Here is a 25,921-nt window from a genome sequence, read left to right as displayed (position 1 = left end):
GAAGAAAACCCTAAAAATAAAATTTAGTTTACTAGAAGATGAAACAGCACTTGCAGAGACTTTTTAATTAAATTTAATAAAAACGAAAAAATATTCATGGCGAAATGATTGTTTAATTATCTATCATGGATAGAAATGTGAGTTAGTCGTCCTATTTTAGGAAGTTAATAATGACTAAAACAAAAGGGTTACCTCGTCCGCTGACGCACTACGCTTGGCTTTCCATTGCCACGGCTATTGCCACTATCGGACTCAAAGGTGTGGCGTGGAAAATGACCGGTTCGGTCGGTCTGCTATCTGATGCCATCGAATCCGTAGTTAACCTCGCAGGAGCCCTAATGGCGCTCTGGATGCTGACCTTGGCTGCGCTTCCGGCCGATGAGAACCATGCATATGGGCACGGCAAAGCCGAATATTTCTCGAGTGCTTTCGAAGGATTTCTGATCCTATTGGCGGCAGCCAGTATCGCCTATACCGCAGTTGAGCGGATGTTAACTCCACAGCCGCTTGAGGAGATTGGTCTCGGATTACTGGTTTCAACAGTCGCATCAATCCTTAATTTTGTGACGGCTCGCATTTTGTTAAGGGCTGGCAGGCAGCACAACTCTATCACTCTTGAGGCAGATGCTCATCACCTGCTGACCGATGTCTGGACGTCGGTCGGTGTCATTTTTGGTGTCGGACTGGTTTATCTGACCGGCTGGTTTTGGGTCGATCCGATCGTTGCATTGCTGGTCGCAGCCAACATCGTTTGGACTGGTTATCAGCTTATGAGTCGTTCAGCTGCAGGTCTGATGGACGTATCGCTACCCACGGAAGAACTCAAAAAAATCGAGTCACTGCTGGCAGGATATCGTGAACAGGGGCTTGATTTCCATGCACTACGTACACGCCAGGCTGGCGGGCGGGCGTTTATGACAATGCACATCCTAGTTCCTGGGCGATGGACTGTTCAATATGGGCACGACTGGGCCGAGCGTATAGAGAATGATATCCGCACCGCACTGCCTTTTATCCATATCACCACTCATGTGGAACCGTTGGAAGATCCCGCGTCAATGAACGACCAAACGCTCGACATTTCTGATCACTAAACTAACCACATGTCGCTGGTCGGGCAGGGTAACAAACCTCGCTCTACAAAAATTTCAGGTATTCTCTATAATTCTGAGGGTACTTGATGTGACCTGCGCCCAATTGTTGGGCACGCAATATTTTTAAAAAGTCCGCTTCTGGCACAAAGCGGACAGTGATCACCGTTCTTACGACTACTTTCTGACTTACTTCGTGACTTGCCCTAAGCATGTTGTAGTGCGATACTTGTAATGACATTTGTAATTACAAGGGGTGTAAGACATGGGTAGCATTAACCTACGTATTGACGATGAACTTAAAGCGCGTTCTTACGCCGCGCTTGAAAAAATGGGCGTAACTCCTTCTGAAGCGCTTCGTCTCATGCTCGAGTATATCGCTGACAATGAACGCTTGCCGTTCAAACAGACACTCCTGAGTGATGAAGATGCTGAACTTGTGGAGATAGTGAAAGAACGACTTCGTAATCCTAAGCCAGTACGTGTGACGCTGGATGAACTCTGATGGCGTATTTTCTGGATTTTGACGAGCGGGCACTAAAGGAATGGCGAAAGCTGGGCTCGACGGTACGTGAACAGTTGAAAAAGAAGCTGGTTGAAGTACTTGAGTCACCCCGGATTGAAGCAAACAAGCTCCGTGGTATGCCTGATTGTTACAAGATTAAGCTCCGGTCTTCAGGCTATCGCCTTGTATACCAGGTTATAGACGAGAAAGTTGTCGTTTTCGTGATTTCTGTTGGGAAAAGAGAACGCTCGGAAGTATATAGCGAGGCGGTCAAACGCATTCTCTGAACCAAAGCATGACATCTCTGTTTCGCACCGATGGTGACACTTCTGCTTTGCGTTGACAGGAGAAGAAGGCCATGAAAATGCCGAACCAACCCATTGTTTTGTGCATATTAATAGTTTGTTTAACGCTGTTGATATTCACCTGGCTCACACGAAACTCGCTTTGCGAGTTGCGGATGAAAGACGGAACAAGGGAGGTATCTGCTATCCTGGCCTACGAATCCGGTAAGTAGCTGACAAAGAGGGGGGCAACCCCCTCTTTTCGGGGTGTGGATTAGTATGCCATCGGCACCTTTTGAAAGGGTTTCTCCAGTCGGGGAAACCCTTTTTTCCTCCCGTCTTGTGGCATATAGCCTTTTGTATAAATCAAGAACCAGACCCAAAGAGTCCCACTTCACGCAAACCGTTCAAAAGCCTTAGCGTAATCCAGTCGGGAAAAATTTCACCGGTGCTCGTCCGGGCACGTACCGGAAACAATGGACTTCTCACTGGTCGGTAGCTCATAGAACGTAGCCATTGCGGTCAGTCCTTATTCTGTACCCAGTAGAGTTTTATGGCCGTCTGGCAAATCGTTCAAACATTGTCATTTCTGTTCTCGCTGCATCCGGTCAAATGATACGGTGAATTCAGCTCATGGGCATTCGCATCGCAGTCTACGAAGGCACCAGAAGTTTGAGGATGTTACGCAAAGAACAGTTATCAGGTTTGCTGGTGGGCGTAATGCCTACCTCTACTTTACTTCATAGGGATTCTTCTGCGGGGAAGCAAGAATTGACTCAACGTTGTCCGGTCGTACCAGATTTGTCGCGGAAAGCGCCTTTTTGTGAGGGGGGCCGCAGCGCTAAACCTTTTCCTGGAACGACATGAAGGACAGCAGAGCGTCCGCCCTGGAGGACAGCTCAATACAGTCTCCACGCTGCGGTTCTATCTCTTCGTCAATGGTTTCATTGTACCAAATACGCAGCCGCCATCCCTTCGCAGGGAAAGCGCTCTGCATCGCCAGGACCATCCCCTCCGGCGACAGCAGTTCTCGACAGAGGTAGCAGGCCCCGATCCGGGTTGAATCCCGCAGCCACATTACGGGATACTCTTTAACCAGTTGGTCATACACGCATTCTGCCATATGAAAGTAATTTTCGTCAGCCCTGCAAAAATCACACATTCGATTTCCTTAAATGGTGTTCATCGAGATAATTCAGAAAGTTGATTCGCCAAACTACGGGGCATTTCTTTAATGGCGGAGCTTTACATCACTATTTCTGTCATTTTCAAATCCGCCGGATACAGCAATAATTGCACCGAACAGCGGTTTGAACTGCAATGCATCCGTAGGGTATGCGACAATAATAAGGCTCTTCCCGTACTCTTAAAAATGGAAGAGTTTAAAACCCATACTGCTGGGATGAGCGAAGCACGGTACATTATGCCAGCGTATAAGGGCCGTCATAACTTGTTTTTTTCTAGAACACGGCGAAGTTTTCTTACCTGGGAAGCTGTGGAAAGCGTACCGGTTCGGGGATGGCATGCGCTTGCCTTTTCACCTGGTTTGAGTACATAGGCTAATGCCAGCTCGTTCAGAGCCGCCTCAGCTTTCAACAGGGCCTCAATGGCCGTGTTCAGGTATACAGTTCGGCTCTCATGGTTCATCAGGATTTTCCTCACAAGGGTAAAAATGACAGGCGATACCTGCCGTTTACCCTTTGTCTCCGTTAAGAATGGCATCACGGCAGGCTTCCCAGATTACCTGGGCATTAGCATCACACTCCACGAACCCGCCGCACTGATCGTATATCACCTGGTATACCTCAGGGGGAATCTTCCCAGGCGCAACCGGAGTTGAGCGTTTGCCTTTATGAATCTCATCTGCGGTATCACAGACAGCGTCGAGATGCCGCGACATCCACTCAGATAATTTCAGACCCTCTCGATTTGCCTGTTTTACATAGCGAACCTTTCTGGAAACCGTAGATCGCATCTGAATCTGTGTCACAGCTGGCACATCTTCTTTCATGGCATTCTGTAATGCAGCTTTGGGCTTTTTCATGTTCATGGTTGCTTTAAATTATTCTGGAGTTCGTCTGATATAAATGCTGACGTGATCTGTCAGCGTTGCTTAAATAGTTTATCGCCTTCCGCCAGTTCGCCGTTGAGCTGTTCAATCACGCTCCAGATGAGCCGATCATCCGGCGTTGAGCCTGCACACTCTTTCACGACCGCCACGGGTCTAAATTCTTCAGGGTCTGCCTGCCCGGAGGTGAAGAGCCTGCTCTCAATCCAGTGGGCCCCCTCTGTGCAGCAGTGGCAACTGGTTTCAGGTGGTTCATCCAGACCGTCCACTCCACAGGCTGAGCAGGTGAACAGTTTGCGAGACCCACCAGCCAGTGGCGTATCGCAAGCTGCTGGAAGTGCGCCAGCATTGCGCCAGTACAGCACATGATTTGAATCGTAGCAGTGTCCATGAAGCAGAAGCGAAACGCCGCAACTGCGAGTTTCAATGGCTTTGCCTGTGCCAAGGTATTGCCCGATCTCGTCCCATACGTCCACTAAGGTGTCAGGCAGCGGACGCGTAACAGGGAACTTAGCGCAGTCGTCCGGGGTGCCTTTAATGCAGCAGAGGGCCGAATACGCAAGCTCCTGCATTTCGTAGGAGTACTGACCACATACCACGCGTTCCAGTTTGTCGATTAGTTGTTCTTTATTCATCATACTCAGCCTTATTAAACAAATTCATTACGCCACTGGCACCATCTGGCCGGAGCAGACTGCGGCCCGGTAGTAGAGCCGCAGGGGGTGTCGCTGGACTAACAGGTGCTCAGTGAGTCCCGCACTTCCTCATGACTGGTCATTTTCAGAAGAAGCTTTCCAGGGCAGCGTGGTTCCGCCTGTGAACGGGTGACGTCTTCGTTGATTGCCTGGATATGAGCAGATTCAACGGTCCGACGCTGTACGACATGGTTGCTCAGGTTGAATTCGCACTGGAGCCTTCTGGCATCAGAATCCGCGTTCATTGCAATACGTTCATCAAAGCGGCGGTTCATTCGCAGAGCCTCTTCGTGAGCTGCATCAACAAGGGTGCGTCTGGTGACATAGTCGTTACCAGCAAAAAACGATAGCTGAGCGTGTTCCGAAGAGTAGTCGGAGCTTCCCTTACAACGGGCAATCGCGGCTTCAGAGTGCAGGATTAATGAACTCAACCGTGAACAGACGTCATTGATGGTGCCGGTTTTCAGACAGTCGTGGATAAGTGTCCAGGCGGAAATGCTCAGCGGGCGGCTGGTGATCACATAGGGATTGTAATGATCAACCGTTACGATAGTACGCAGTGAATGAAGCGATTCGGACTGCGTACGTAAGTCACGGCGAACAGTACATGCCACCGAGGCAACATCTTTACATTCTTTGTCGGACATCGAGTCCAGTACGCGGATCTCCACCTCTGCCGCCTTTGAGGCGATATGCGCACTAATCTCACCCTTAAGACGTTTGTAGTCAGCCTTGAAGCTTCCCACGCTGTCAATATCGATCCAGTAACCACAGCTGTAACCAGCATTACCAAACTCGTCATCTTTCTCATAGTTCGGACAGCCGTCATTGCTCCAGCCAGCTTTTTCCAGCAGCTCGTCAATAGCGACCAGCTCAGCCATTGGTGCATGTTCGATAATGAAATAATGGACACGGCCCCAGGCATATGCGCGTGAACGGCCATCAACAGAAGTATCAGAAGTCGTCTGACGGGAAAGTTTCATGAGGTACTCCAGTTCTGCCCGGTACCGCCGGGGCGGTGGTGCGAAAGCCGCACCATGAATGACACTATGATCCTCCTAACTTCTATTGTCAATACAATTGAAGTGGCGTTGTATTTATTCATTATTTGGACCCGGCTCGTACGGAACGACCGTCGGGACTTGCCAATTATTCTGCGGTGAGCAGGGGGAAGGGAACATCCCACCGCTTGTTTCAAGATGTACAGCCAAGGAGGGCGCAGAATGCCTGACAGAATCATCGTGCAGCGGTAGCGAAAGACCTGACAAACGGGAAAAGTATCCTTTTATTCCAAAGCCAACCTCAGCTTTTAATGTCGCCAGTACGTTTCTTAAACATGCCAAATCGGTCTCTTATACGGCCGGATGGGCCCGATGAAAACGATAAAATGAGAAACAGAACCCGACACATCGCTGCTCTCTGGGAAAGCCGGTCAGCAGATGGAGCGCCAGGAACTAAATCCGCTGGTTTTAATAATGATTGAGGAGAACAAGATGAAAGATAACAAGACACGTCCTGTAGACTCGTATGCTCATGCTGATTTCATGGAGTCCGTCTTCAGCAACCTCAGGGCTTTCTGTGATGCGGAATGCCAGCGGCTAACTGCCGGTTATCCCCCAACTGTCAAACCAGAACAGCAAAGCACTGACGGCCAGCTGTCGGCGGCATAAATCATTACCTGCCAGTTCGTTCAAATTTCCGCTTCCTTAAGCCCGGGCCAAAAGCCCGGCTCAATCCAAAAACTGAACGTACCGGTTTACCTCTATATCTCCTCAATCCCCTGCGACTTACAAGAGACCCGCACCGGTTTAGCCATTCCTGTCCTGCCACTCTCTCATCACTGGCCCAGACAACCGGAAAAGTAACTTTTCTCTCCGACTCACCTTCTGAACCAGCTATTTTGCTTAAACGTAAAAACGGCCCACTGTTGTGAAGATTTAAAACGGACGGATCGAGTAGTATTGTCTCAGGAATTTTTTTTAAGAAAAGTTACTTTTTCTTCTGTGCAACCTATTAGAAAAAATGTCGAACCTGGTATTGTTGTGTTGTAGCGCAGTTAAACAACCAACCAAAAGAGAGAACAAAAATGTCCGCAATCGAAACTGAAGTAAAAAACAACAGCAACGAAATCAGCCTTCGTGGTTACCTGGAACGCACTGGTAACGGTGCCCGTAAAGGTAACGGCCTTATCATTGACCCTTCGGTTGTTGTAGAGCAGGAAGGCTTTAACACCCGCACGGCCGGTATGGGCGAGCTCTACTATTCAATGCCTCACGTTGTGGAACACCTGAACAGCCTGGCCGATGCCTACATGGAAGACCCGTTCAGCGTGACGCCTATCGTTGTTCAGATGGTTAATGGCGTACCTGTACTGCGTCAGGGGGCTTGCCGTATCCGTTCCATCGCTATTGCAAACCGCCAGCTGGAAGCAGAAGGGCGTGAACGCATTACTCGTATTCGCTGCGAAGAGTTTCGCGGTAGCGCTTCAAAAGCAGAACTCTTCACCCTGACCGGCAACTCCAACCTGGCGCTGTCTGTCGTAGCTGAAGCGCTTTCAATTAAGCGTCTTGTTGAAGATAAAGAAGAGCCTAAGACCTTTGCGGAACTGGCAAAAAAACGTGGTAAATCAGAGCAGCATCTTCGCCAGATGGTTCGCGTACTGGACCTGCCTTCTGAACTACAGACCATGCTTGTGAGCGATCAGGTGAGCATGTACGTTGCGCTGGACGAGTATATGTACAGCGGTGAGGATGCGGTAGATAACATCAACAAGGCGATCTCCATCTATGGTAAAGCGACGAAAAACACGCTGAAATTCGTCAAAGCTGCCAAGGTAGAAGAGCGCATGGCAGATCCGCAGACTCCGGAAAACTCCGGTGATGAGCAACCGGCAGGTAATGCTACCGTTAACACCCCGGTACCGGATCAACTGAATGATGAAAGCAATACAGAGACGCTGGTTACGCCACCGGTACAGGAACCAGCTCCGGCTCCAAAGGACAGCGCTCCTAAACAGAACCCGGCAGGTAAAGCACCATCCATGTCCAGCGTTCTGAACAAAAAGACCGTGACCGTCATTGCCGACACCGCGATCCCGATTTTTGAACGTATTGCTGAAGAAGCCAAGCTTAAAGAAGGTGAATCTGTCAGCACTGATACTTACACGCTTGTTCTGACCAATGATGAAATGAACGATATCATCAATGCTCATGCTGACCTGAAAGAGTACCTGCGTAAGCATGCTGAGAAGATGAATAAGGGACAGGCATGATTTTCTGACCGACCCCTCCATCCGGACGGGTCGGTAACTTTTTCAGGACAAGGGGAAACAGGGCAATGAAGAAGGCTTTTATCAACGTAGACAAGACTAACCCACTGCCAGTCCTGACGGATTCGGTGACCCGGGTAAGTATTCAGTGCACGGCAAAAGATGAAAACGGGGCAGGGATCGAAGTGAACATCCTCGACCTGATTCAGGATCATGATACGGATGAAGTGAAAGTGCAGTTTGGGAGCTCGCCTGTTCAGGCTCTGGCGATGCTCCGCCGGGTTATGACAGCACTGGAAAAGCAGGCAAATGCAGAACTGCAACAGAATTCCTGCTCGCGTATGCAGTAAACGGTAAAAGCAGAATGTTCCCTACTGGATAAACCCGGTGGACCTCACGGAGAGCAAGTCACCGAATGGTTCACTGTTAAGTGATATACATCCGGATTTATAAGGTTTTGCAGCATCCGAATAGGCAATAAATAGAATTATTTTGATTTATCTCAGCAAGGAAATGGAAAGCTACCAGATTTTAGGATAGCGAAATGCCTGTATCGCTACTCTGCTGAATTAGAAATGATTTTAAACGCAATGCATAATGATAGAATAGCAATGCCTTTAATTATTTGTCACGTCTGAATTATATGTAGACTTACGGAGAGGATATGGTAATTACTTATTCATTATCGGAAACGTTTAATATGTTTTTACGCGAGATTATTGCATCTGGACTTGCAGTTTTTTGCGCATGGTGCGTTTTGTGTCTTTTCTCTGATCAGGAACGAGGTAAAGAGGTTCCTGTTTCTATGAAAAAAATAACTTCAAAGTCAGCTTTCTCCTACTTTATCAGTTCTCAAATTGCCGCTTTTATTATCTCCTTGTTGGGTTCAATCTTAAGCACGAAATGGGACAACATCGTCTGGAATGATGAAATAAGACAGTTTTATCTGCATGTAGGATTTGGGCTGGTAGCTTGTGTATTCTGTCTGCTTGTAATCTTGCATGAGAAATTTATCAAAAGAAATTTAAATGTTTATTCTGGTTATTGTGGTTCACTGGCAGTTAGTCTCACAGGAATCTTTGTACTTTGTGCGTTATATCTGACATTTTCATTACCATTTCATTATGAAGAACGTCTACTTAATGATGCATCCTTGGTGGCTTCGGATGGCGTTGAAAATTCAGTCGTTTTTGCAGACGGTCGTTACTGGGTTTTTGAACTGGGCTTACCATATTTCAAACAGTCATTGCTCAAAGAGGTAAGAAGGGGCAGGTACCAGCTAATCTGCACTACAGAAAAAAAAACAACATGCTGGTCTGGCAAAAAACTTCCCGAAAAACCAACCTCTTTGAAAGCTAGTTCATAAAGATTTAAACTGCTCGCTTAAATCCACACTGGTCCAATTTTGAAAATTTATTGTGTTTTTAAAAGAAATTACAGTGTGGGTTATTAGCCAGTAGGTCGGAGTTTTATATAATACCCAAAAACACAGGAGGTATTATGAAAACCAATCTGGCCTATGCATCTAATTGCTCCGATTCTGTCTACTCCTATATTTATCAGGCACTGCAACAACGCTCTGGTGCCGAGAATGAAAGCCTTTATCAGCAGGCCATTTCCAGCTGCTGCACAGATAAACAAAAAAAGAAACTGGCCGGGTATTATGCCGGTCCATGGCAGCTGCTATTCAACGCGTGGTGTAACAATCGCGTCCCTAACACAGCGGTGCTGGCCCTTTTACTCCAGCAGTGCTTATCTCATTTCCAGTGCGAAGAAGTGATCGCAGCCTGGCAGTAACCCTATCAAGCCCCTTCGTATAGCGGAGGGGCAGGAGATATCTCATGTACAGAAACGACAGAAACGTGGATTCCTTCAACCTGGTTAATGCTCTTCAGCCGGTCTTTCGTAACACCGGCTGTGGGATGTTTGAATATGATCGTAAAAAGCAGAATGAAACCGCTGATTCAATCTTACGAGCGTTGGCGTTAAATGCCGATTTCGCGAGGGCCTTAAAACAGTACGTCCGGATTAATTCTGTACGACGGGTTGTTCAGTTCGATGACGGCTCGGTTCGCTATGGTATTCATGCCGAATTTGAAGGGCATAATAAAATTAATTCCTTCCGTATTTTTAAAGATGAAGATACAGACGCATTTGACTCCTATTTTTATTCGGTTTGCGATAATAAAGCTGAGCTGGTGGATTTTAAAATGGACTCTCTCGATATTCAATTGCAGGCAGTTTTTGAAAAGGTGACAGGTATTTTTCTGTCACATTAAATATTCAAATTTTCAATCCTCGGGCTGATAGACAAAAAACGCACTTTAGAATATAGATGAGATGAATATGAAAAACGTAAATATTTTGGATACCGATATTGCGGCCATTAATGCTCTTTCTGGCGTAGAACTGACTGACTTTCTCACTGCCGGGTATCAGGTAAACTGGTTAGGAGAAAGGGAGGTTTCGCTGGTGGGCTTTCCGTGTTTAGCAAGCAACAAGCAGCCGGTAGAAGTTGGTCCCGGCATTTTCATTAATCGCGTGTACAGCAGAGACAGCCAGTCTCTGAGCGGGAAATTGCGCTATGACCTGTCTAATGGTCTGGCAACGAGTGCATTTTCATTTTTCTCCCAGTCAGGCTGGTATGGGGGATTCCGTGTCGTATCTTTCCGTGACAACGGGCCAGCTGCGTTAATCAACATTGGTATTGTCCATGAGAATGTTTTGAATGCATTTTGTGCTGACTTCCCCCGGGCCAATGTGAGCGTAACCCGTTTTCATTGTGGCATGACGCTTGAGCAGATCCGAATGTTCATTTCAGACACTGCTTACGATATGCCGCTTTATAACAACGAGTCTGACTTTCGCAGGCTCGCCAGTTAGCATGGAGGCTGACTTCAGTGCTTACGCCTAAAAGCCGGTGAGCGAGGTGGCGGAACCGGTTGGCTTCGCCCAGTCTTACTTACTTCTCTCAAGGTACTGCGCTGCAAGCGTACGTAAAAAAAGTAAGTAGCTAAATGGCGTGAGCGATTAGTTCTATACGGGAAGAAGTCATAGTATTCTGAAATGATAGTTATCTCATACGAACGATAGTAATGGAGTTTCTTAATGGGCGTTGATATCTGCTGGCGATTTCAAAGGGAAGAAAAGCCTGGTAAATGGATTAATTTATCAAGCAATTATAAAGGGGACCGATCATATCTCCACTTTGCCTGGCTCGGATTTGATGTAGATCGTGAAAGGGCGAGCACATCAGCAGTTTTTATCCACGCATTACGCGGATTACCTGATGATATACCGTCCGAAGATGATGATTTATTCGGTGAACATTCATACTCATGGCTGACTTCGGAAGAAATTTTGTCAGCCATACCACCCGATAACGCCGGAGAGGTGATCCAGGAATTTGTCGAAGAAGTAAAGCGTCTCCACGTGGAGAACGGCAGCGTCCGTTTCGTCTTTGGATTTGAAGGGTAACCCGTAAGAAAGTAGCTATCTTACCCGGCTAGGTCTCCAATCTCTCAGATGCTCAAAGAGGGCCGGGCATGGTGCCCACACATCCCCTACCATTCCGATTTGATATTCGTCTAATACACCCTTTAAAGAAAACAAGCAGACGGCAATGAGACGTCGGATTAGCGTCAGCAAATATGAGACGTCAGTAGTCGATGTTTGTCCTGCGGAACGTGAATCTGTTTACAAGGGGTAAAGCCGTACCATCCATGAGGGCTCAGAGAGCCGGGGTCTCCTCCAGATCACTGGAAGTTATTGACTCTGGCAGGCCTATCCCTATGACTTTTTCCCGGATGGCAAATTAAGAGCGAACAGGGCCAAATTAGTACTCTTTTCTAAACGGAAATACTGAATCACCCTGATATAACTGGTCTCTCACAAGACAGGAGATCATCAATGGAACGTGTAATATTTTCAGTAATCTTTTTTATGATGCTGGGCGTACCTTTTTACCTTCTTTATAAAATTGCCCGGGACATTTTTGGTACCGCCGGTGCTGGTGAGCCTGCACAATTGCCTCAGGGCAAGCAAAGACGCTCAGGAGGCGCTGGTTCGGGTTCGATCTGGCAAGGACACCATCTACAGGGGAGCAGCCATTTGAACCCCCTCGGAGGTGATTGTAATGGTGAAAATAGCATAGCTGGTGGTTGTGATGGTGGCGGTGGAGGAGGTGACGGAGGTGGTGGTGGTGACTGATAGCCTGCAACTTTAACTATCAGGATGAAACCCATGTCCAGCAACCGGAAAAAGAATTCATTTCAACCGAAAAGCCCTGCCTTAAAGTGAAGCGTATTAAACGTGAAGGATGCTGAATTAGAGGGTATCGGTTTTATACTGAAGCGTAACTGGAAGAAGGATCTGAAATTAACTATTACGGAAAAGTAACTTTCTGACTCACCACGTACGCCCCTCGGTTATGCCATACAGTTTGATACGAAAACAGATCAGTAAGTAGATTGCTATACGCCGGAGAGAAGTCTATTTTTCATGCACCGAACCTGTTTGGCCTGCTATGGAAGCAGGTATAATAATCACATACAAAGGAGGGCATTATGAATACATTTTTATACGTGCTTTTGGCCTGGATTGTTGTGCTTTTTATCGCCAACAAACTGCTCGCAAGACGTAAGCCCAATACGGTTAAAATCCTGGTACAGCGCAACGGGAAAGCCGCAGAGGTTGATGCTGTAGTGGTTCAGGGTTCAAAGAGAGCTAACAACAGTTCTGTTGCGGACAGCGACGCGGTAGATAGTTATTTTGAAATGAATCCTTACTCCCGCGAAAACCAGGCGAATGGTTGGGCTATGCTGGCCAGAGACGATGACCAGCTTAAATAATCAGTTGAGTGTGATGTGTAAAGCAGCTTAAAACTCTAAATGGACGAACAGGGGAGGTGACAAAGATGACAACCAATACAACAACGACCACCTACCGCTCAGAAGAAATCGTGCCGTTCAGACGGCCCAAAGGGGATCTGGATAGTCGGTATATGCCTCAGGTGTATGCAATGGTGCGGAACTGGGCAAGTAACCCTGCTCAATATGGTGAGGGTGTACTGGCCTCCTACCGCCAACCGGCAGTAAACCTTGCCTACCAGGTAAAAGGAACTCGTGTTGTTTTAATTCTGGTACCAGTAGAGTGCGAGCCACCTGGAGTGATAATGACGGAAACAGTCCTGTGGCCGTCACTATCACTTGTAGAAGTCTTGCAGACCTTGCAGGAGGCCTGGCAAAATATTCCGGCGTTAAACCCCTGACGACTTCTGTCAATATCACCGGCTAGTGATTTACCTCTCTGCTGGTGGTCAGCCCGCCTAAGTTCAAATTATCTCTTTCTAAATTAGCCCGGATAAAAATCGGTCCCTCTAAAATAGCCTGCCCTGAGTAGGCTACGTCATACAAAGCGTTGGCCAGTCACCAGCTGGCTGGTGGCCATAATGCTCCACAGGATAAACCGTATCAGAACTACGCAAAGAAAAAGCCCCAACAATTTACCGATGGGGCCTTTTGCAGACATTTTACAGCCTTACCAATGATAGAGCGCTAAGGCTTCTGCTTAGTGAACAGACTTGCCCACAGATAATGGATAAAGTTGAGCAGAATGTATGTTACTCGTTGCTCGAATTTCATCGGGGCTTTGTACTTTGTCGTTATGTTATGAATATGAGTAAGGTCCGTATAGAGCCCTGGCGACTTCCTTGTTGACTTCAACACCGAACAGATGTGCTGAACAGACTCCGGTGTGAACAACCGTAGCCCTCGTCGTTGTTTGACTTTATGGATAAAATCGTCCATCCCCATACATAACCATTCCGGCTTGATGCCATCAAACTTACAACGTCCGTTTATGATGACGACATTGATACATTCCAGTTCTCTAGCCTTAAGAGCAGACTGAATAGCCCTGATGTGCCCCTGGTTTTGCTTAAACGGGTTCTGCAACTTGAGGGTTCGGGACTGAGTCCATTTCCGCCAGTGGCTTTCCTCCAGAGTACCGTAGAGCTTGCCTACGTAGTTTTTCTGCTCTATGACGTATATACCATGTGGGGCTACGAGAATGTGATCAACCTGCGTAGTGCTATGAGCCGACAACTGAAAGGTGAGATCACTAAGTAGCCCCTGAGCTTCTTCAGGAAGCCCAGATTCAATTGCCTTTGCAGTCCGCCGTTCCGCTATGGCAGAGGTCATAAATCCCAACAGACACAGCAACACGACGAAAATAAGGATAATGAAAGCTACCCCCGTAATGCTCCACAGCAGATTGAAAGCATCCATGTTACCTCACAGAGGGGTAGCTGGTGGCATTAACAGATTCTACTAAGCGGGTAGTGGTACCGGTAAGGCTCTCAATATTTGAAGACAGGCTCATCAGCATGCCGAGTGCAGAACGGAGATTACGATGAGGCTCATTGTAGTTTTTGAACGTGTCAGTGGAGTACATTTTTGAAAGACGTGTACGGATCTCTACTGACGTAAGATCTCCATCCACCAGGCCGTACTTAACTGCCTGAGGTGTTGGCCATACACGGCCTGAATAGAGAGAAACAGCATCGGCATCATGACGCGAGAGAAGCTTTTTACCCCGTCCAAGTTCAACATCAGTTATAAATTTTTCATGCATCGTGTTCAGGATCTCCTTCTGCATGAACTCCCTCGTTGAATCGGACAATGGGTGGAAGGGGTCAAGAGCATCTTTGAACTCACCGGCCGTAAGGGGCTCATTCTTGACGCCTACTGTGCTCATGATCTCTGACAGATTCCAGTGGTCCATACGCACACCGATAGAACCGATCAGGGCATTACTGTCGGCATAAATTGCATCAGCGGGCGATACCGCGTAATAGCATGCGGATGCGCATATGCCTTTCACACTAACGATGATTGGTTTATATGAGTCTGCGATATCAGAGAAAAAACGACCGGTACCGCTGGAGAGTACTTCGAGGGAGTTTTGCTTCGACCGTGCTTCATCGCCACGTTCTGTGCTCCCGGTTTTGTTACTCTTGTCAGCGGCTACAGATGAAAGAGAGCCACCGGCATCTGATACGCGTTCAATCTGTGGCTGGTGGTTTTTAAGCGCGTTTATCTGGCGGTAAATAATGATGGCGTCAGAGGGACCACCACCACCTGACTCTGCCTCGATAATAACTGCTTTGGCATGGGGATTATTGTAAGCTTTGGCAAGAGCTGTTGCGATCACTGTTCCATCGCCCGTTTCCGAGCCGGTACCCATCTCGCCAGAAATCCGTATTACAGCTATATGGTCTTTCTTCCCTTCAGCGTCCTGCCATTGTTCGTAAAGATTGTAGAAAGAAAACCCTACAGCGGTCATGGCAATTAGCGACATAGCAACTTTTGCCGTGGTATGAATGCGAAACATCTTATAAAAACGGTCAGCGTTATCATTGAGCGATTCTTTGATATTTGTAGGGGACTTCCTTTTTTTACTGCTTAACATCTGACCACCTTTACATGAGTTTTTGAAAGTTAGACCACAAGCGATTCAATGCAATTCCCAGTATCAATAAAGCGACTGGTGGGAAAAGTTGAGCGATATTGTTAAATAGTGACATATTTGGCATGACCAGGTAGACCATCGTTAAAGCACTGATCACCCAAAATGCTCGAAACCAAATACGATAAAACTGAACTGTAACCTTACCAAATACGTACCTCTTCAATTTCCACTGGTACATTCCATCTGCTAGCATGGCAAATAGATAGGGCAGAAAAACGATTAGCCACCCCAGGATTAAGTTCCACCGGAAAATGGACTGATAAAGTAAGAGGGGTATGTTTTTGGCCATAGTGTAATTAATAGAGGTAAATTTTTCAGCAACAATGTTAATACCTCTGGCTGGTTTTTTGGTGTCAGGGATCAGAATAGTATTCAGATAGTCAATTAACTTATAGTCATGTACCAACCAATTTAAAGTCGCTTCACTATTTGCAATGACAGACTTCCAACGGTCATTTGATATGATGGACCGGCTTGCATTAACCTCCTGAGTAATCTGATATTTGAGCTCCTCAGTATTCTGGAAAGCCAAGCTGTAACCAAAATAAATGACCATGCCAAAAAAAAGCATTGTTCTGAGCACTGCTGCCCTGCTTGTATTATCCGCAGCCATTGCTTTCCCTCCATTCACGAAAAAGAGCTAGCCTCTGATCGTGATTGCAATAGTTGTTACGCCACATCGTCGGGATACCCAGGAGCCAGTGGTACTGTTTAGGTATGATTTGGTCGATGAGGCTTAACTCCGCCAGTTCTTTATGCTCTGCGCTTTTCCACTCGATCTGTCCCACATCAGGAACAAATACAGCGGTCCTTGCTTTTGCGGCCTGGCGGGAAAATTCTATAAAGTTGATGCCCCACGGCGTCCAGTATCTGTACTGCTCGTTTAGGCCGATGTTAAACACCGGCAGAGAAAGAGTTGAGTCGGCAAAAGCCGAAATCACATTTTTGCAGACTCTTGGACTATCTATTTTTTCCTGTTCGGTTTTGAGATGAGTCAGCAGTGCACGGTCAATAATGCTGTTAAAGGTGTTTGTATAAAGGCCATTAGGGTCAGGAAGCTGATCTATGGCAGTAATGATTTTAAATTTTAACCGAGAAAGAAAGGGAGAGTCCTCAATAGTAACTATATGACTATGTGTTGTTTCTGGATGAATCTGGGGTTTGATGCGCTGTACTTGTTTAAAAGAGACACTACCTGGCAAATTAATGAATGCGCCCACCGTGCGTGTTAAATCGACGAAATAAGGCAAAAGATAACAACCAAGCATACGGGCATTCTTTTTTACAAGATCACACCGTACGTCATTGTTATCGAAAGAAATACGGAAACTAACGAATTTACGTTCAGGACCTTCGCTGGTGGTCAGTGATTGAATCCATTCATGGCATGATCCTTGTGGTACCGACCAGTAGCTGGTTTCACGGTCCCCAAAGGGATCAGTCGTGATCAACTCTCCCTTTAAAAGGAAAAGCTCAGACAGGGTATTTGCCATGGAGAATAGGGAATCGATATCGTTGCTCTGACAAAATTTTCCCAAACGATGAAACGCGTTTTTTTCTATCATAGTTAGCCGATCTCGAACTTCCTGAGAATCTGCGTACTTTAAACCCAAAGACTGAAAGCGCCTTTTTACGAGCGAGCGACATTTGCTGACTTTTAGTGCAGAGCTTAAAATTTGCTGGCGCGTCAGGACAATTTTTTCATCCATCAATGCAACTTCCTTAGAAATTTATTAAGATTTTTGATATCGAGATTTTGACGCAAAGTAACTTTTCCGGCCTTCTTGAAAAGCATTTCCGACAGAGTTGTGTTTGGCTTCATTTGTTTCTCAGCAACAGCAATAGGGATTTGGCCTACAACCTTCCTGCCATCTTGAAGCCTGGCAACTATGTGAAACATAGGGACCTGACCCAAGAGATCCTTTGGAATACTCTCTTCTAAAGTTGTCTGCTTTCTTTCTGAGATTGAACCTGAGAAGTTATTATGCGGCAAAGATGTTTCTGAACCGGTCGTATAAGTGACCATATTTGTGCTTATCGCACTCTTACCAAAGTTCTCTACAACAAGCGTCTGAGTAGGAGTATCGTTGACTCGCAAGCTTATATAATTGTTGCAGAGCCCCGTAATTCGATTGGCAGTTTCAACACTTGCCGCAGCAATAAAGTCGGAGATGGTTTGGGTGCAAATAAACAGTGCAATTTTCGCTGCACGACCCTGCGCCAGAAGGTTAATCATAGGGTTGTTAATGGCTGAGTGTGCCTCATCAACAAAAATACTTATCCTGGAATTAGCTGACATATCACCATCTTGAGCGTTGTAGCGACTACCGGCACAGGAGGTCAGATCTGACATTATTAATTGAGAAATAGCAGCTGCTGTATCGGGGTTTGAAAGGCCATCAAGCGAAATGTATAGCACCCCGCCAGTGCTGAACATCCCTTCGCTTGTTACAATTTCTCTTGATGATACTGAGTTCGGGTTAGGAGATAAAAGCTCATTTAAAGGTTTTTCAATGAGCATATCGAAAACAGGCATAATACCTGCGGTCATTTTAGCCATATGCTCTGGGTCGGACATTGAGTAATCAATAAGCTGGGAAACAGTATCTAACCAGTCTATTTGTTCGGACCCCTCGTAATTCATGAAATGAGCCGTAAACCATTCAGCGAGACGCTTGAAACGTACCGGCAAGGTATCGTTAGCGACGTACTTAACTTTTTCGGTCCAGACATCGTAACCATAATATCTCGCGTAACATGACTCCATTACCTTGACTGTAAGATTCACAATAGACATGTGGCTTTTCATGTTCTTGTGAATCAGATAAATAGAAGGCTTTTTCTCTATGTAAGAAAGCCCGGAAATCACATTGGAAACGAGAGCCTTGGCATACTGAACGAATGGGTTAACCTCACCGGGAACTGTCACCAAGCTCAAAAGACGAGATGTTAGGTCAGAAACATTAGTATAGGTGTTGCAGACATCAATACAGACCGAAGATGCTGGCTGGCCAGGATGAAATTTATAGAAAGGAAGACCGAGGGTCTTAGCCTCTTCCATTAGAGATTCTCGCCACTCTGCATCGTTCTTTGGATCTATGACAACAACAACATGACCAAGATGAAGCATGCTAATGCTTAGTAAACGCTGTAGCACCGTTTTCCCGGTACCCACGTTTCCGGTTATCAGAGTATGACCAAACCAATTGTCTTCAGTTACAAATATGGGTTCCCTACGTTCCACAGCAAAAATTGCATTGCTGCCGCCCATCTTACGAGCCATTGCGTCAAAATGTCTCTTAATTGGGTTGAAGACGAATGGCAACTCGATCTCACGTTTATCACTGGAGAGGTTAGCTATTTGATATGCCCGATCCGCATGTTCCGGACCCCACTCAAACCCATCACAAAAATAGGACTTTCGCTCGGGTATATCCTTATTTTTATTTTGATAATCCTGAACCAGTTGACGATACTTTCGCTCATTGGAGAAAAAGTTACTTTTGTTAATTACACGCAGTGAATCAAGACTAACGAACATGAAATGTCGCTTGAATACACGCCAATGAGCCATCAAAAATGGCGCTGCTGTTTTGCAACGATAAAGGCACAGCAAAAAAAGCAATATTGAGGTGAACAGAACTATTGGGGCGATGTCCAGTCCGTCTGAAGAAAGTCCCATATAAAGCATAGAAACCGAACAAATCAAAAGTATTGAGGCACTACGATACTCAAGAATAGGCCGATAAAAATTCTCTTGTGCATGGAGGTTAGTCCTCTTCGAATCTGACATTATAGGTTCCCAGCCTCTTTCAGGTTATTGATAATTCGTTCAATGTCCACTTTCGCCCGGTCTGATGCGGCCAGCAAAGTAGGCATGTTAAATGCATGGCATTTTGTATTGATCACAGCACCAGAATTAACGAGGTACTGAGGAAGCTTATTGAAAAGATCTTGAGCCTCTAACTGCGACCCAAATTTTTCCACGCAAGATTGGGTCAGATAGAGAGTATTAGGAGTACTTACCATAAATCTGTTTTTGCGCTTTCTTTTAAACGCCACCTCCATTTTGGACAGAATTTGATGCAGTACTAACGCAATTTCTACAAATTCAAGCTCTGTAACGTCACCTTCGCTTATAAGCGAGAATTCACCATTTTGGTCTGATTCAGTAGATGCAAAGACTTTACTGTTCAGATTGTGACCAGAAACAGGTGATGCTGGTTTTTGTACTTCTGCTTTGTCCGATGATTTATTCCGGTTGCGCTTGGGATTTTGTTTTTCTACCGGTGCTGTTGGGGCGAACAGTCTGGCCAGTGCTGGCGAAAGATGATGCCCCTTAGCGTCTGTGGGCGCATGCTCTCCATTTGATTCTTCAAGTACAGGAGGTAAGGCGGGCTCTTCACTTGCCATCACACTGGTTGCGGCTGCTTCGGTCTGGGAATACACAACTTCAGCTGGTGGTGGGCAGTTACCCTCAGTATCTGGTTCTGAGTTTTCTTGTCCTACAGAAACATCCATAGAGCGTTCATTCGTACCCTGGGGATCAGCGTTCTGTTCTCGGTTAAGTTCTGGTAATTCTGACGGCTCGGAGAGAAGCTTTTCATTATGGACCGAAGAGCTTGTTGCACAACTACCGACTTCTGGCCGAGAAACACTAAGCTGTGAGAAATCGGTATAATCAATGATCTCATGCTCTTCATCTTCTTTCTCAAAAAGATGTTGATAATGTTCATATTCCACAGCCTCAGTTTTCAGCGGACCAGTCGCGGATGCACTATCGGTTCCATGATATTCCACGTCGCCAGAATGTTCTTCGACTGCATTTACACGTGGGGGAGGCAGCTCAAGCGTTTGCTTTGGACGTGGGGCAGAGTTTTCAACAGAAGACTCATCATTAATCACTAATGCCTGATACATAGAAGTATTGAAAAGTGACTTTAAAGTTGTTGGCCTTCTTGGCTCATGATAGGTGAGCTGGAACCCGGCGCAGTTATCGCCGAGCTGGACTAAACGCAGATCGTCAATGTCCCTTACTATCCACATTCCATCGAGAGAGCCTTCTCTGAATGTCAGTTGGAAATAGGGCTCTTCACTGAATGCTTTTTCATCTAATCCCGGCAGCAATGCCATAGTGGTATCTATGTTGAGGTAGGGGACAGCATCAACACACACTATATAGTCATTGGAAAGTGGAGCGCTTAAAAGGAGTTCATGAAGTTGGTTGACCAGGACATGGGATTCCGTGTCCTTTGCCGATTCATCTTCACTTTCTTCTATATCAGGAATGACAGGATCAGCTGCTTCCTCACCCTCAGATTTAACTATCTGCGTGTCATTATCAATTTCATTATCACTTTCGGCTTTCTTCTCAAAATCGTCGGATGAGCCTTCATTTTTCTTAGAATGTATATCAACATCAATAGAGGCAGAGGAGCGGCCTAAATCATTAACCTTAAGAACAGCCGTCTCAACAGTATCAGTAATTTTAGTTATAACGTCCCGACCGGGCACTGGTCTTCTGTATTCAGTAACTGTTTTTTGCTCGTCAATGTAAATAAAGTCTTTATTGGCATTAACGCTAAAAAGACCCGGCACTGAGTCAGGGATTTTATAGGAATCAAAGATTAAACCAATCCACCTTAGCTTAAGAAGGTTATAGAATTCTAGTTTCCCTATCCCATTTCTAAAGATGTTTGATATTTCGTTTTCCGAATAGATACCCGGAATGAAGTAGTGAACGACACGCTCATCATCATAGGGCTCGACGTAACCACGTTGAACTAGGGATTCTACCAATACGGTCTTACCAGCCTCTCCCTGAGGGAAGTTATATTTATGTAATTCGAAATCATTGAGAACAAAATCAAGGAATGCGTTCTCGTTAAGGTATACCTCACCATTTACGATAATGATGTGCATAGGCTTAGCATTGTAATTGTTGATATTGATACTGGTAAAGTTGTGCTTGATGGTACTAATGGCCCTTGCTGCTGCATCATTAGAACGCAGACCCATGATAGGGTCACGTAAAACATTAAGGTCTGTACCAGTAGAATAGAAATCAGCGGTCCTCACGCATTTAGACAAAAAGTCATTCCCATCAGTATAAACGTTTAGGGCGGTGATCATTTTTGAATAAACACGTTCTTTATTTACCCGATCCAAAAATGCAAGACATACCGGGTTTAGGATTCGCTCAAGGAAAACGCTGGACCAGATATTATGTTGATTATGAATACGCTTTCGCCAGTGGATTTCGTATTCAACCACGTCATTTTCACGTGCCCAGTCAAGAAGACTTTGTGAGCTTGGCGTCCAAATGATCGGACTAGCTAAATTCAGGCTTACAATGTCGAGATCGTAAACCTTTCCGGCATCATGGACTAAACCACAGATAAACGCAGCATAGAGATATACTTTTCTACGGACTACTTCTTCATCTTGATATCCGATTGGTCTCAGTTCTGAGTGATGCGCATTTTTTAAAGAGAGTATGGCCACTTCCAGGCTGTGAGAAAGTAACCCACCAATACCATTATGATGATGATTTTCGGAAGCTGGCAAAAGATGTATCCAGCGAACATATTCAACCAAGGGCTTTAAAACTAAATTAGTAAATGTATATGCATCGTCCCTGATGTCGCTATCGCTGATAGCTAACATCATTGAAATTGAGTGCAGCTTTTCCCGATACAGAGACAGGATTGACTGTTCATTAAATGTCTGTATGCCCGTCGGACGAGTTGGATACTCGATGAATTTCAGGACTTCTGGATTTGGATGATCAGGAACAGTGTACTTCTGATCTCCTAGAATCTGCGCAAAAGGAGAGAGGCTTGATATATCCTCAATCATTACAGAGGTTGCATCATTCTCCTGAGATGAGAATATCCCCAAAATCCGTTTAATACATAAATACAGCGCCCTGAAATTCATCATCATACCTTATCGACGTTTGCCTGACATTTCGGCTGCAATGTATGCCTGCACACTTTTATATTGCATTACTTTGGTGATGAACTCTGCTGGACTGTATGGCCCATCCTTACGGCGAGAAACATTCAGAGTCTTTTTCACATTCTCAACATATAAATTAATACTCTTTATAATGTTGTGAGACATAACCGGATAGTCGCTTACAGCCAGTAAACCCAATGAGTTGTACTCATACATTGTGTTCATGAGCTGGTTCATCTCGAAGATGTACTTGTAAAACCTCATGGTGTTGTGGTTATTGAAGTTGAGTTGTACTGGTTCAAAACTGAAAGGTACAAACTGAGTTGATGACATGAATGAGTCATTCTTGTCGAACTCAATTGACTTAATATAAGCAACAAGATTTTCTTTCATCTTATTGTTTTCTTCATGCAGCTCGTTGAACCAATCCTGAATAGCCTGAACAAGGTCAGGATGTTTAACTGCATCAACCGTTTTAAAGAGAGAGGAAATAGCGATACTCACATCATCAAAACCTCTGATGACTGCTCCATTTCTGGCAGTTAAAAACCGGTTAAAGTCTGGGGTGCCGGGGTTAATAATAACTTTGGCCATACCCTGGTGCTCTGGTCTACGTTGAGTAGAAGTTTGAGCGTTTACGCCTTGCTTTTTATTTGAACCTTTTACCATTACATCTTTTGGTTCAATGTTAATACGCTCATTGTCCGTGATAATTGCGTCGTTCATTGTGCCACCTTAGTTTTTGAGTATTGACGGATTTTTCGTCCAAGTTCGATATATGCTGAATGATAGAGCTCAAGCATTTCTCTGTAAGGCTCCAGCAATGCTTCCGTTTCAGAAATCATTTCGTATTCCCAGCTGGCATGGTTTACAAAACAGTTCTTAGAATATTTTCCACTTTTCATTGGTTGCACCCGTTTTGACATGTGGCTAGGCGCTCTTGTTTTATAAGGGCTGAACTGATGCCAAGTGATCGTTACTTTTCTGGCATTACCAATTAGCTCAACTTTTGGTGCGTAAGAACCCAGGTACTCCCTCTTTGGAACTTTGCTATGTCGGGTAAGGTTAATCTCTTGGTGGTTTCGTTCCTTCCACTTGATCCAGTATTTTGTAATGAGATCTTCAGCCTCAACACGCAAACCTTCAATCTGAGCACGTAAATTTTTACGTGTTAGCTCTATAGAACTTATAAGATTTGAATTACTCATGACGCCTCCTGATGTGAAATTACTATACCGGAGGAAATTTCCGTTTTTTTTCACGAACAGAAGATTTTTGAATGCTCTTTGATGAGGGAATTGAACAGATGTAATGCACTCGCTGTTTCCCCCATTCGGGAGGGGCCTTCAGAAACAGTAACAGCGAGTTTAGCCTCACTTCCATCGCTACCCCCTAAAGTTACTTTTGACAGAATGACCATTGTGGATTATTGCTTTTGATAATGTGCATTGCTCTATTAAAGTTATACATATATCTAGTGCCACTTTTCCAAAAAAAATGACCCTATGGAACTTTGTCCATAGTGACACTTTTATAAAAAGTGACCCTATGACGACATTACATAGGGTCACTTTTCAAACATAAGTGACCCTATGTGAGGCATTCATAGGGTCACTTTTCTTTGTTTAGTGATCCTATGTAAGCATGAGGTTGATGAAAAGTAAAAATGTCAGTTTATGACGGTCAGTGAAAGACGTCGTTATTCTAATCCAACGTTGGGAGGGGCTGGATTTAGGTTTTTTTTTAATCGCTTCACATTTCGTTAGCATGCGCAGGAATTTTTGATAAAATTCTGGTTAGTTTGGTTAAAAAGTGTTACAAGTAAGCGGTGTGGTTGAAGGGATAGATTTAAGGCTTATTCAAGCCTTAAGAAAATACTAAAAGTTACTTTTCACCCTACCGAACACCTAACAAAAAATCCATGTTGAAGATTTGAACAATTGTAATGGCGCAAGGACAATCAGCACATGTCAGAATCTGATAATTTAACTCGTAGCTTACTCGGTAAACTTTTCCGCACTGAGATTTCGCTTATTCGTAGTTACCGTGCATTTTTAATGTTATTGCCTGTGCATGGATCTTCTGCATATCAAACTGGGACTCCTCTTCTCCAGCGTCGCCTATTTGGGAAAGGATTTAGTACAGCCGCTGATTTAGCTTTTGAAGTGGAAACACGTCCAGGTAGTTTTTTGGTTCCGCGTACACTCGGAAAGGAAATTACATGGGAGAGGTTTTTTTCTGCGGTCTTGGACGGTGATTCCAATGTAATTCGTGAATATGATACAAATGATATTGACTATGGTATTTACGATGCCGGTGAAAAAGTGACTTTTCTGAATGGTACAGTGGATATCTATAATCCCAAGAAGATTCATGAGTTGCGTTCTAAATGTGTTGATATACAGAATGACTACTTTATGCAGGTGTTCTTTATCTCAATGCTCGCACCAGAGTTTGTAAGTATTTTCTTTGGTTTAAAACCAACTACAGCTGATGCTATTAAAGACATTGGTTATTCATCGTTAAAAACAATTAACGATGTCGTTCTTTTCCCACGTACAATTGCTTTCTCACAAGGGCATATTGAAGAGAGTGTTTCACTTAAAACGAAAGTTTTTGCCTGGGCTTATGAATTGTCTGCTGACATCCGGTTAGGAAAAGTTAGTGATGATTTGATGGAACTATTACGTTATGACACTATGTTCACCAGTCACCGTCAGGATGTGTTCAACACTTTAACAAATAAAGTTATGTTAAAGGATTATTGATATGGCAAAGGTCGATCAAACAAAAGCTAATGCTCTATTGCGAGCAGCAAGAACTATGTCGCTTGGGGCAAATAAAAATACAATACGAATTTTGTACGGTAATCATGTTGCTGAAAATATCGATTTTGAGCCTGGTGCAAAAACAAAACTCAAAAAAGGTATCCGGGGCTGGAGCAAACGCACAGATAACCGCCGAGCCTTTTCTGCTGTTATTGATGTCGCAGTTAACTATTTTGGTTTTGATCCAATAAATCCGGAAGCGAGTTTTCGGCAAATTGACTTCAACCGAATAATGAGTGTCCTTCATAATCTGGGATACTTTGTATGCGCACCGGAAGTTAATAAAATAATAGAAATCCTTACTTCTATGAAAGAAATTGAAGAACTAGGTGCCTGCGAAAAATGTAAACGCCCATACATTGTGCCAGTGACAAATGATGCTCATTGTCCACGTTGCAGATTATCTTCAACTGCTTCAGCCATAGAGAGGTATTCTCAAGAAGAATTAGATTAAATTTAAAAAAGATATCGCGAAACTTGCCTTGTCTGAATCTAAATATTGACTTAAGTCAAATTCTGTTGTTTGCTTTACAATCAAATATTAGTTACAACTTAAATATCAACTCTTGACAAGTAAAGATATAATTTGATTTTTCTTTATTCAGTTTTTCTTCGTTCCAAAAATGTGCACCTTTTTTTCTGTTGAAAACGTAAAACTACTTAGGTTCTCAAAACCTTCTATGCATGACGAC

29 protein-coding genes and 1 pseudogene are annotated in these 25,921 nt (G+C 44.8%); 17 read left to right on the top strand and 13 right to left on the bottom strand.

The window, feature by feature from the left end; all coding sequences use genetic code 11:
• Positions 1-170 precede the first annotated feature (170 nt).
• On the top strand, positions 171-1,094 hold the full coding sequence (locus ACNQ0W_RS22415) for a cation diffusion facilitator family transporter (protein WP_000167917.1): 924 nt from the start codon (positions 171-173) through the stop codon (positions 1,092-1,094).
• A 121-nt stretch (positions 1,095-1,215) separates the two neighbouring features.
• Here ACNQ0W_RS22415 and ACNQ0W_RS22410 read toward each other — a convergent pair.
• Positions 1,216-1,332, bottom strand: a pseudogene (locus ACNQ0W_RS22410) (hypothetical protein); the annotation flags it as partial.
• Positions 1,333-1,356: 24 nt separating this feature from the next.
• Between ACNQ0W_RS22410 and relB the strand changes: the two are divergent.
• From relB to ACNQ0W_RS22395, 3 genes are all read left to right on the top strand, one after another.
• Positions 1,357-1,596: a type II toxin-antitoxin system antitoxin RelB gene (gene relB, locus ACNQ0W_RS22405; protein ID WP_000534858.1), complete on the top strand. Its 240-nt coding sequence runs from the start codon at positions 1,357-1,359 to the stop codon at positions 1,594-1,596.
• On the top strand, positions 1,596-1,883 hold the full coding sequence (gene relE / locus ACNQ0W_RS22400; protein WP_000323025.1) for a type II toxin-antitoxin system mRNA interferase RelE: 288 nt from the start codon (positions 1,596-1,598) through the stop codon (positions 1,881-1,883). The genes relB and relE overlap by 1 nt, the downstream gene beginning before the upstream one ends.
• A gap of 71 nt (positions 1,884-1,954) precedes the next feature.
• Positions 1,955-2,113 (top strand): type I toxin-antitoxin system Hok family toxin, encoded by a 159-nt coding sequence (locus ACNQ0W_RS22395; RefSeq protein ID WP_001447866.1) that lies wholly within the window; start codon positions 1,955-1,957, stop codon positions 2,111-2,113.
• Between the two features lie 608 nt (positions 2,114-2,721).
• On the opposite strand, the gene ACNQ0W_RS22390 is transcribed toward ACNQ0W_RS22395, so the two are convergent.
• The 4 genes from ACNQ0W_RS22390 to ACNQ0W_RS22375 all read right to left on the bottom strand — a co-directional run bounded on the left by ACNQ0W_RS22390 (position 2,722) and on the right by ACNQ0W_RS22375 (position 5,626).
• Complete coding sequence (locus ACNQ0W_RS22390) at positions 2,722-3,042, bottom strand: hypothetical protein (RefSeq protein ID WP_000332796.1); 321 nt, start codon at positions 3,040-3,042, stop codon at positions 2,722-2,724.
• Between the two features lie 531 nt (positions 3,043-3,573).
• Entirely contained in the window at positions 3,574-3,924 is a 351-nt protein-coding gene (locus tag ACNQ0W_RS22385; RefSeq protein ID WP_000743059.1) for a hypothetical protein, read from the bottom strand.
• Positions 3,925-3,983: 59 nt separating this feature from the next.
• Entirely contained in the window at positions 3,984-4,586 is a 603-nt protein-coding gene (locus tag ACNQ0W_RS22380) for a hypothetical protein (RefSeq protein WP_012695474.1), read from the bottom strand.
• 95 nt (positions 4,587-4,681) lie between these two features.
• Entirely contained in the window at positions 4,682-5,626 is a 945-nt protein-coding gene (locus ACNQ0W_RS22375; RefSeq protein WP_000778029.1) for a DUF5417 domain-containing protein, read from the bottom strand.
• 510 nt (positions 5,627-6,136) lie between these two features.
• Between ACNQ0W_RS22375 and ACNQ0W_RS22370 the strand changes: the two genes are divergently transcribed.
• The 11 genes from ACNQ0W_RS22370 to ACNQ0W_RS22320 all read left to right on the top strand — a co-directional run bounded on the left by ACNQ0W_RS22370 (position 6,137) and on the right by ACNQ0W_RS22320 (position 13,180).
• The gene (locus tag ACNQ0W_RS22370) at positions 6,137-6,313 is read left to right on the top strand and encodes a hypothetical protein (protein WP_001371930.1); all 177 of its coding nucleotides are present in this window, start codon (positions 6,137-6,139) and stop codon (positions 6,311-6,313) included.
• Between the two features lie 416 nt (positions 6,314-6,729).
• On the top strand, positions 6,730-7,914 hold the full coding sequence (locus ACNQ0W_RS22365; RefSeq protein WP_001272971.1) for a hypothetical protein: 1,185 nt from the start codon (positions 6,730-6,732) through the stop codon (positions 7,912-7,914).
• 65 nt (positions 7,915-7,979) lie between these two features.
• Entirely contained in the window at positions 7,980-8,261 is a 282-nt protein-coding gene (locus ACNQ0W_RS22360) for a hypothetical protein (RefSeq protein ID WP_000708863.1), read from the top strand.
• Positions 8,262-8,575: 314 nt separating this feature from the next.
• Entirely contained in the window at positions 8,576-9,277 is a 702-nt protein-coding gene (locus ACNQ0W_RS22355) for a hypothetical protein (RefSeq protein ID WP_004248818.1), read from the top strand.
• Positions 9,278-9,411: 134 nt separating this feature from the next.
• Positions 9,412-9,708, top strand: a complete 297-nt coding sequence (locus tag ACNQ0W_RS22350) for a hypothetical protein (protein ID WP_000856246.1) — start codon at positions 9,412-9,414, stop codon at positions 9,706-9,708.
• 44 nt (positions 9,709-9,752) lie between these two features.
• The gene (locus tag ACNQ0W_RS22345) at positions 9,753-10,190 is read left to right on the top strand and encodes a hypothetical protein (RefSeq protein WP_000286108.1); all 438 of its coding nucleotides are present in this window, start codon (positions 9,753-9,755) and stop codon (positions 10,188-10,190) included.
• Positions 10,191-10,257: 67 nt separating this feature from the next.
• Entirely contained in the window at positions 10,258-10,794 is a 537-nt protein-coding gene (locus ACNQ0W_RS22340; protein ID WP_000800251.1) for a hypothetical protein, read from the top strand.
• A 225-nt stretch (positions 10,795-11,019) separates the two neighbouring features.
• Entirely contained in the window at positions 11,020-11,388 is a 369-nt protein-coding gene (locus ACNQ0W_RS22335) for a hypothetical protein (protein WP_000537761.1), read from the top strand.
• A 432-nt stretch (positions 11,389-11,820) separates the two neighbouring features.
• The gene (locus ACNQ0W_RS22330; protein WP_000442693.1) at positions 11,821-12,120 is read left to right on the top strand and encodes a hypothetical protein; all 300 of its coding nucleotides are present in this window, start codon (positions 11,821-11,823) and stop codon (positions 12,118-12,120) included.
• A gap of 356 nt (positions 12,121-12,476) precedes the next feature.
• A complete protein-coding gene (locus ACNQ0W_RS22325; protein WP_001091367.1) occupies positions 12,477-12,761 on the top strand; it encodes a hypothetical protein in 285 nt (94 codons plus the stop codon).
• A gap of 65 nt (positions 12,762-12,826) precedes the next feature.
• Positions 12,827-13,180 carry a hypothetical protein gene (locus ACNQ0W_RS22320; protein ID WP_000210769.1) on the top strand — a complete coding sequence of 118 codons (354 nt, stop codon included), beginning with the start codon at positions 12,827-12,829 and terminating at the stop codon, positions 13,178-13,180.
• A gap of 286 nt (positions 13,181-13,466) precedes the next feature.
• Here ACNQ0W_RS22320 and ACNQ0W_RS22315 read toward each other — a convergent pair whose 3' ends face one another.
• From ACNQ0W_RS22315 to mobI, 8 genes are read right to left on the bottom strand one after another with little or no spacing between them, the layout of a single operon-like run.
• Entirely contained in the window at positions 13,467-14,198 is a 732-nt protein-coding gene (locus ACNQ0W_RS22315) for a nuclease-related domain-containing protein (protein WP_000338612.1), read from the bottom strand.
• A 1-nt stretch (position 14,199) separates the two neighbouring features.
• Entirely contained in the window at positions 14,200-15,381 is a 1,182-nt protein-coding gene (locus ACNQ0W_RS22310) for a S49 family peptidase (protein ID WP_000952985.1), read from the bottom strand.
• Positions 15,382-15,391: 10 nt separating this feature from the next.
• Positions 15,392-16,054 carry a DUF4400 domain-containing protein gene (locus ACNQ0W_RS22305; protein WP_000718549.1) on the bottom strand — a complete coding sequence of 221 codons (663 nt, stop codon included), beginning with the start codon at positions 16,052-16,054 and terminating at the stop codon, positions 15,392-15,394.
• Positions 16,041-17,150 carry a hypothetical protein gene (locus tag ACNQ0W_RS22300; RefSeq protein ID WP_417933255.1) on the bottom strand — a complete coding sequence of 370 codons (1,110 nt, stop codon included), beginning with the start codon at positions 17,148-17,150 and terminating at the stop codon, positions 16,041-16,043. The genes ACNQ0W_RS22305 and ACNQ0W_RS22300 overlap by 14 nt, the downstream gene beginning before the upstream one ends.
• The gene (gene traD / locus ACNQ0W_RS22295; protein ID WP_001284073.1) at positions 17,150-19,234 is read right to left on the bottom strand and encodes a conjugative transfer system coupling protein TraD; all 2,085 of its coding nucleotides are present in this window, start codon (positions 19,232-19,234) and stop codon (positions 17,150-17,152) included. Before traD ends, ACNQ0W_RS22300 begins: the two co-directional genes overlap by 1 nt.
• Positions 19,234-22,380 carry a MobH family relaxase gene (gene mobH / locus ACNQ0W_RS22290; protein ID WP_001011152.1) on the bottom strand — a complete coding sequence of 1,049 codons (3,147 nt, stop codon included), beginning with the start codon at positions 22,378-22,380 and terminating at the stop codon, positions 19,234-19,236. Before mobH ends, traD begins: the two co-directional genes overlap by 1 nt.
• A 9-nt stretch (positions 22,381-22,389) precedes the next feature.
• Positions 22,390-23,127 (bottom strand): hypothetical protein, encoded by a 738-nt coding sequence (locus ACNQ0W_RS22285; RefSeq protein ID WP_033487927.1) that lies wholly within the window; start codon positions 23,125-23,127, stop codon positions 22,390-22,392.
• The gene (mobI, locus tag ACNQ0W_RS22280) at positions 23,124-23,609 is read right to left on the bottom strand and encodes a conjugative transfer protein MobI(A/C) (RefSeq protein WP_000071885.1); all 486 of its coding nucleotides are present in this window, start codon (positions 23,607-23,609) and stop codon (positions 23,124-23,126) included. The genes ACNQ0W_RS22285 and mobI overlap by 4 nt, the downstream gene beginning before the upstream one ends.
• A 759-nt stretch (positions 23,610-24,368) precedes the next feature.
• On the opposite strand from mobI, the gene ACNQ0W_RS22275 reads away from it, so the two are divergent.
• Positions 24,369-25,169, top strand: coding sequence for a hypothetical protein (locus ACNQ0W_RS22275; protein ID WP_000004208.1), 801 nt, complete (start codon positions 24,369-24,371; stop codon positions 25,167-25,169).
• Between the two features lies 1 nt (position 25,170).
• Entirely contained in the window at positions 25,171-25,683 is a 513-nt protein-coding gene (locus ACNQ0W_RS22270; protein ID WP_001140952.1) for a hypothetical protein, read from the top strand.
• The last annotated feature ends 238 nt before the right edge of the window (positions 25,684-25,921 follow it).

Origin of the sequence: Enterobacter cloacae complex sp. 6730903, assembly GCF_048283985.1 — a bacterium.
Classification (GTDB): Bacteria; Pseudomonadota; Gammaproteobacteria; order Enterobacterales; family Enterobacteriaceae; genus Enterobacter; species Enterobacter hormaechei_C.
The sequence above is the reverse complement of the archived record's forward strand: the minus strand, read 5'-3'. Positions and strand labels throughout refer to the sequence as shown.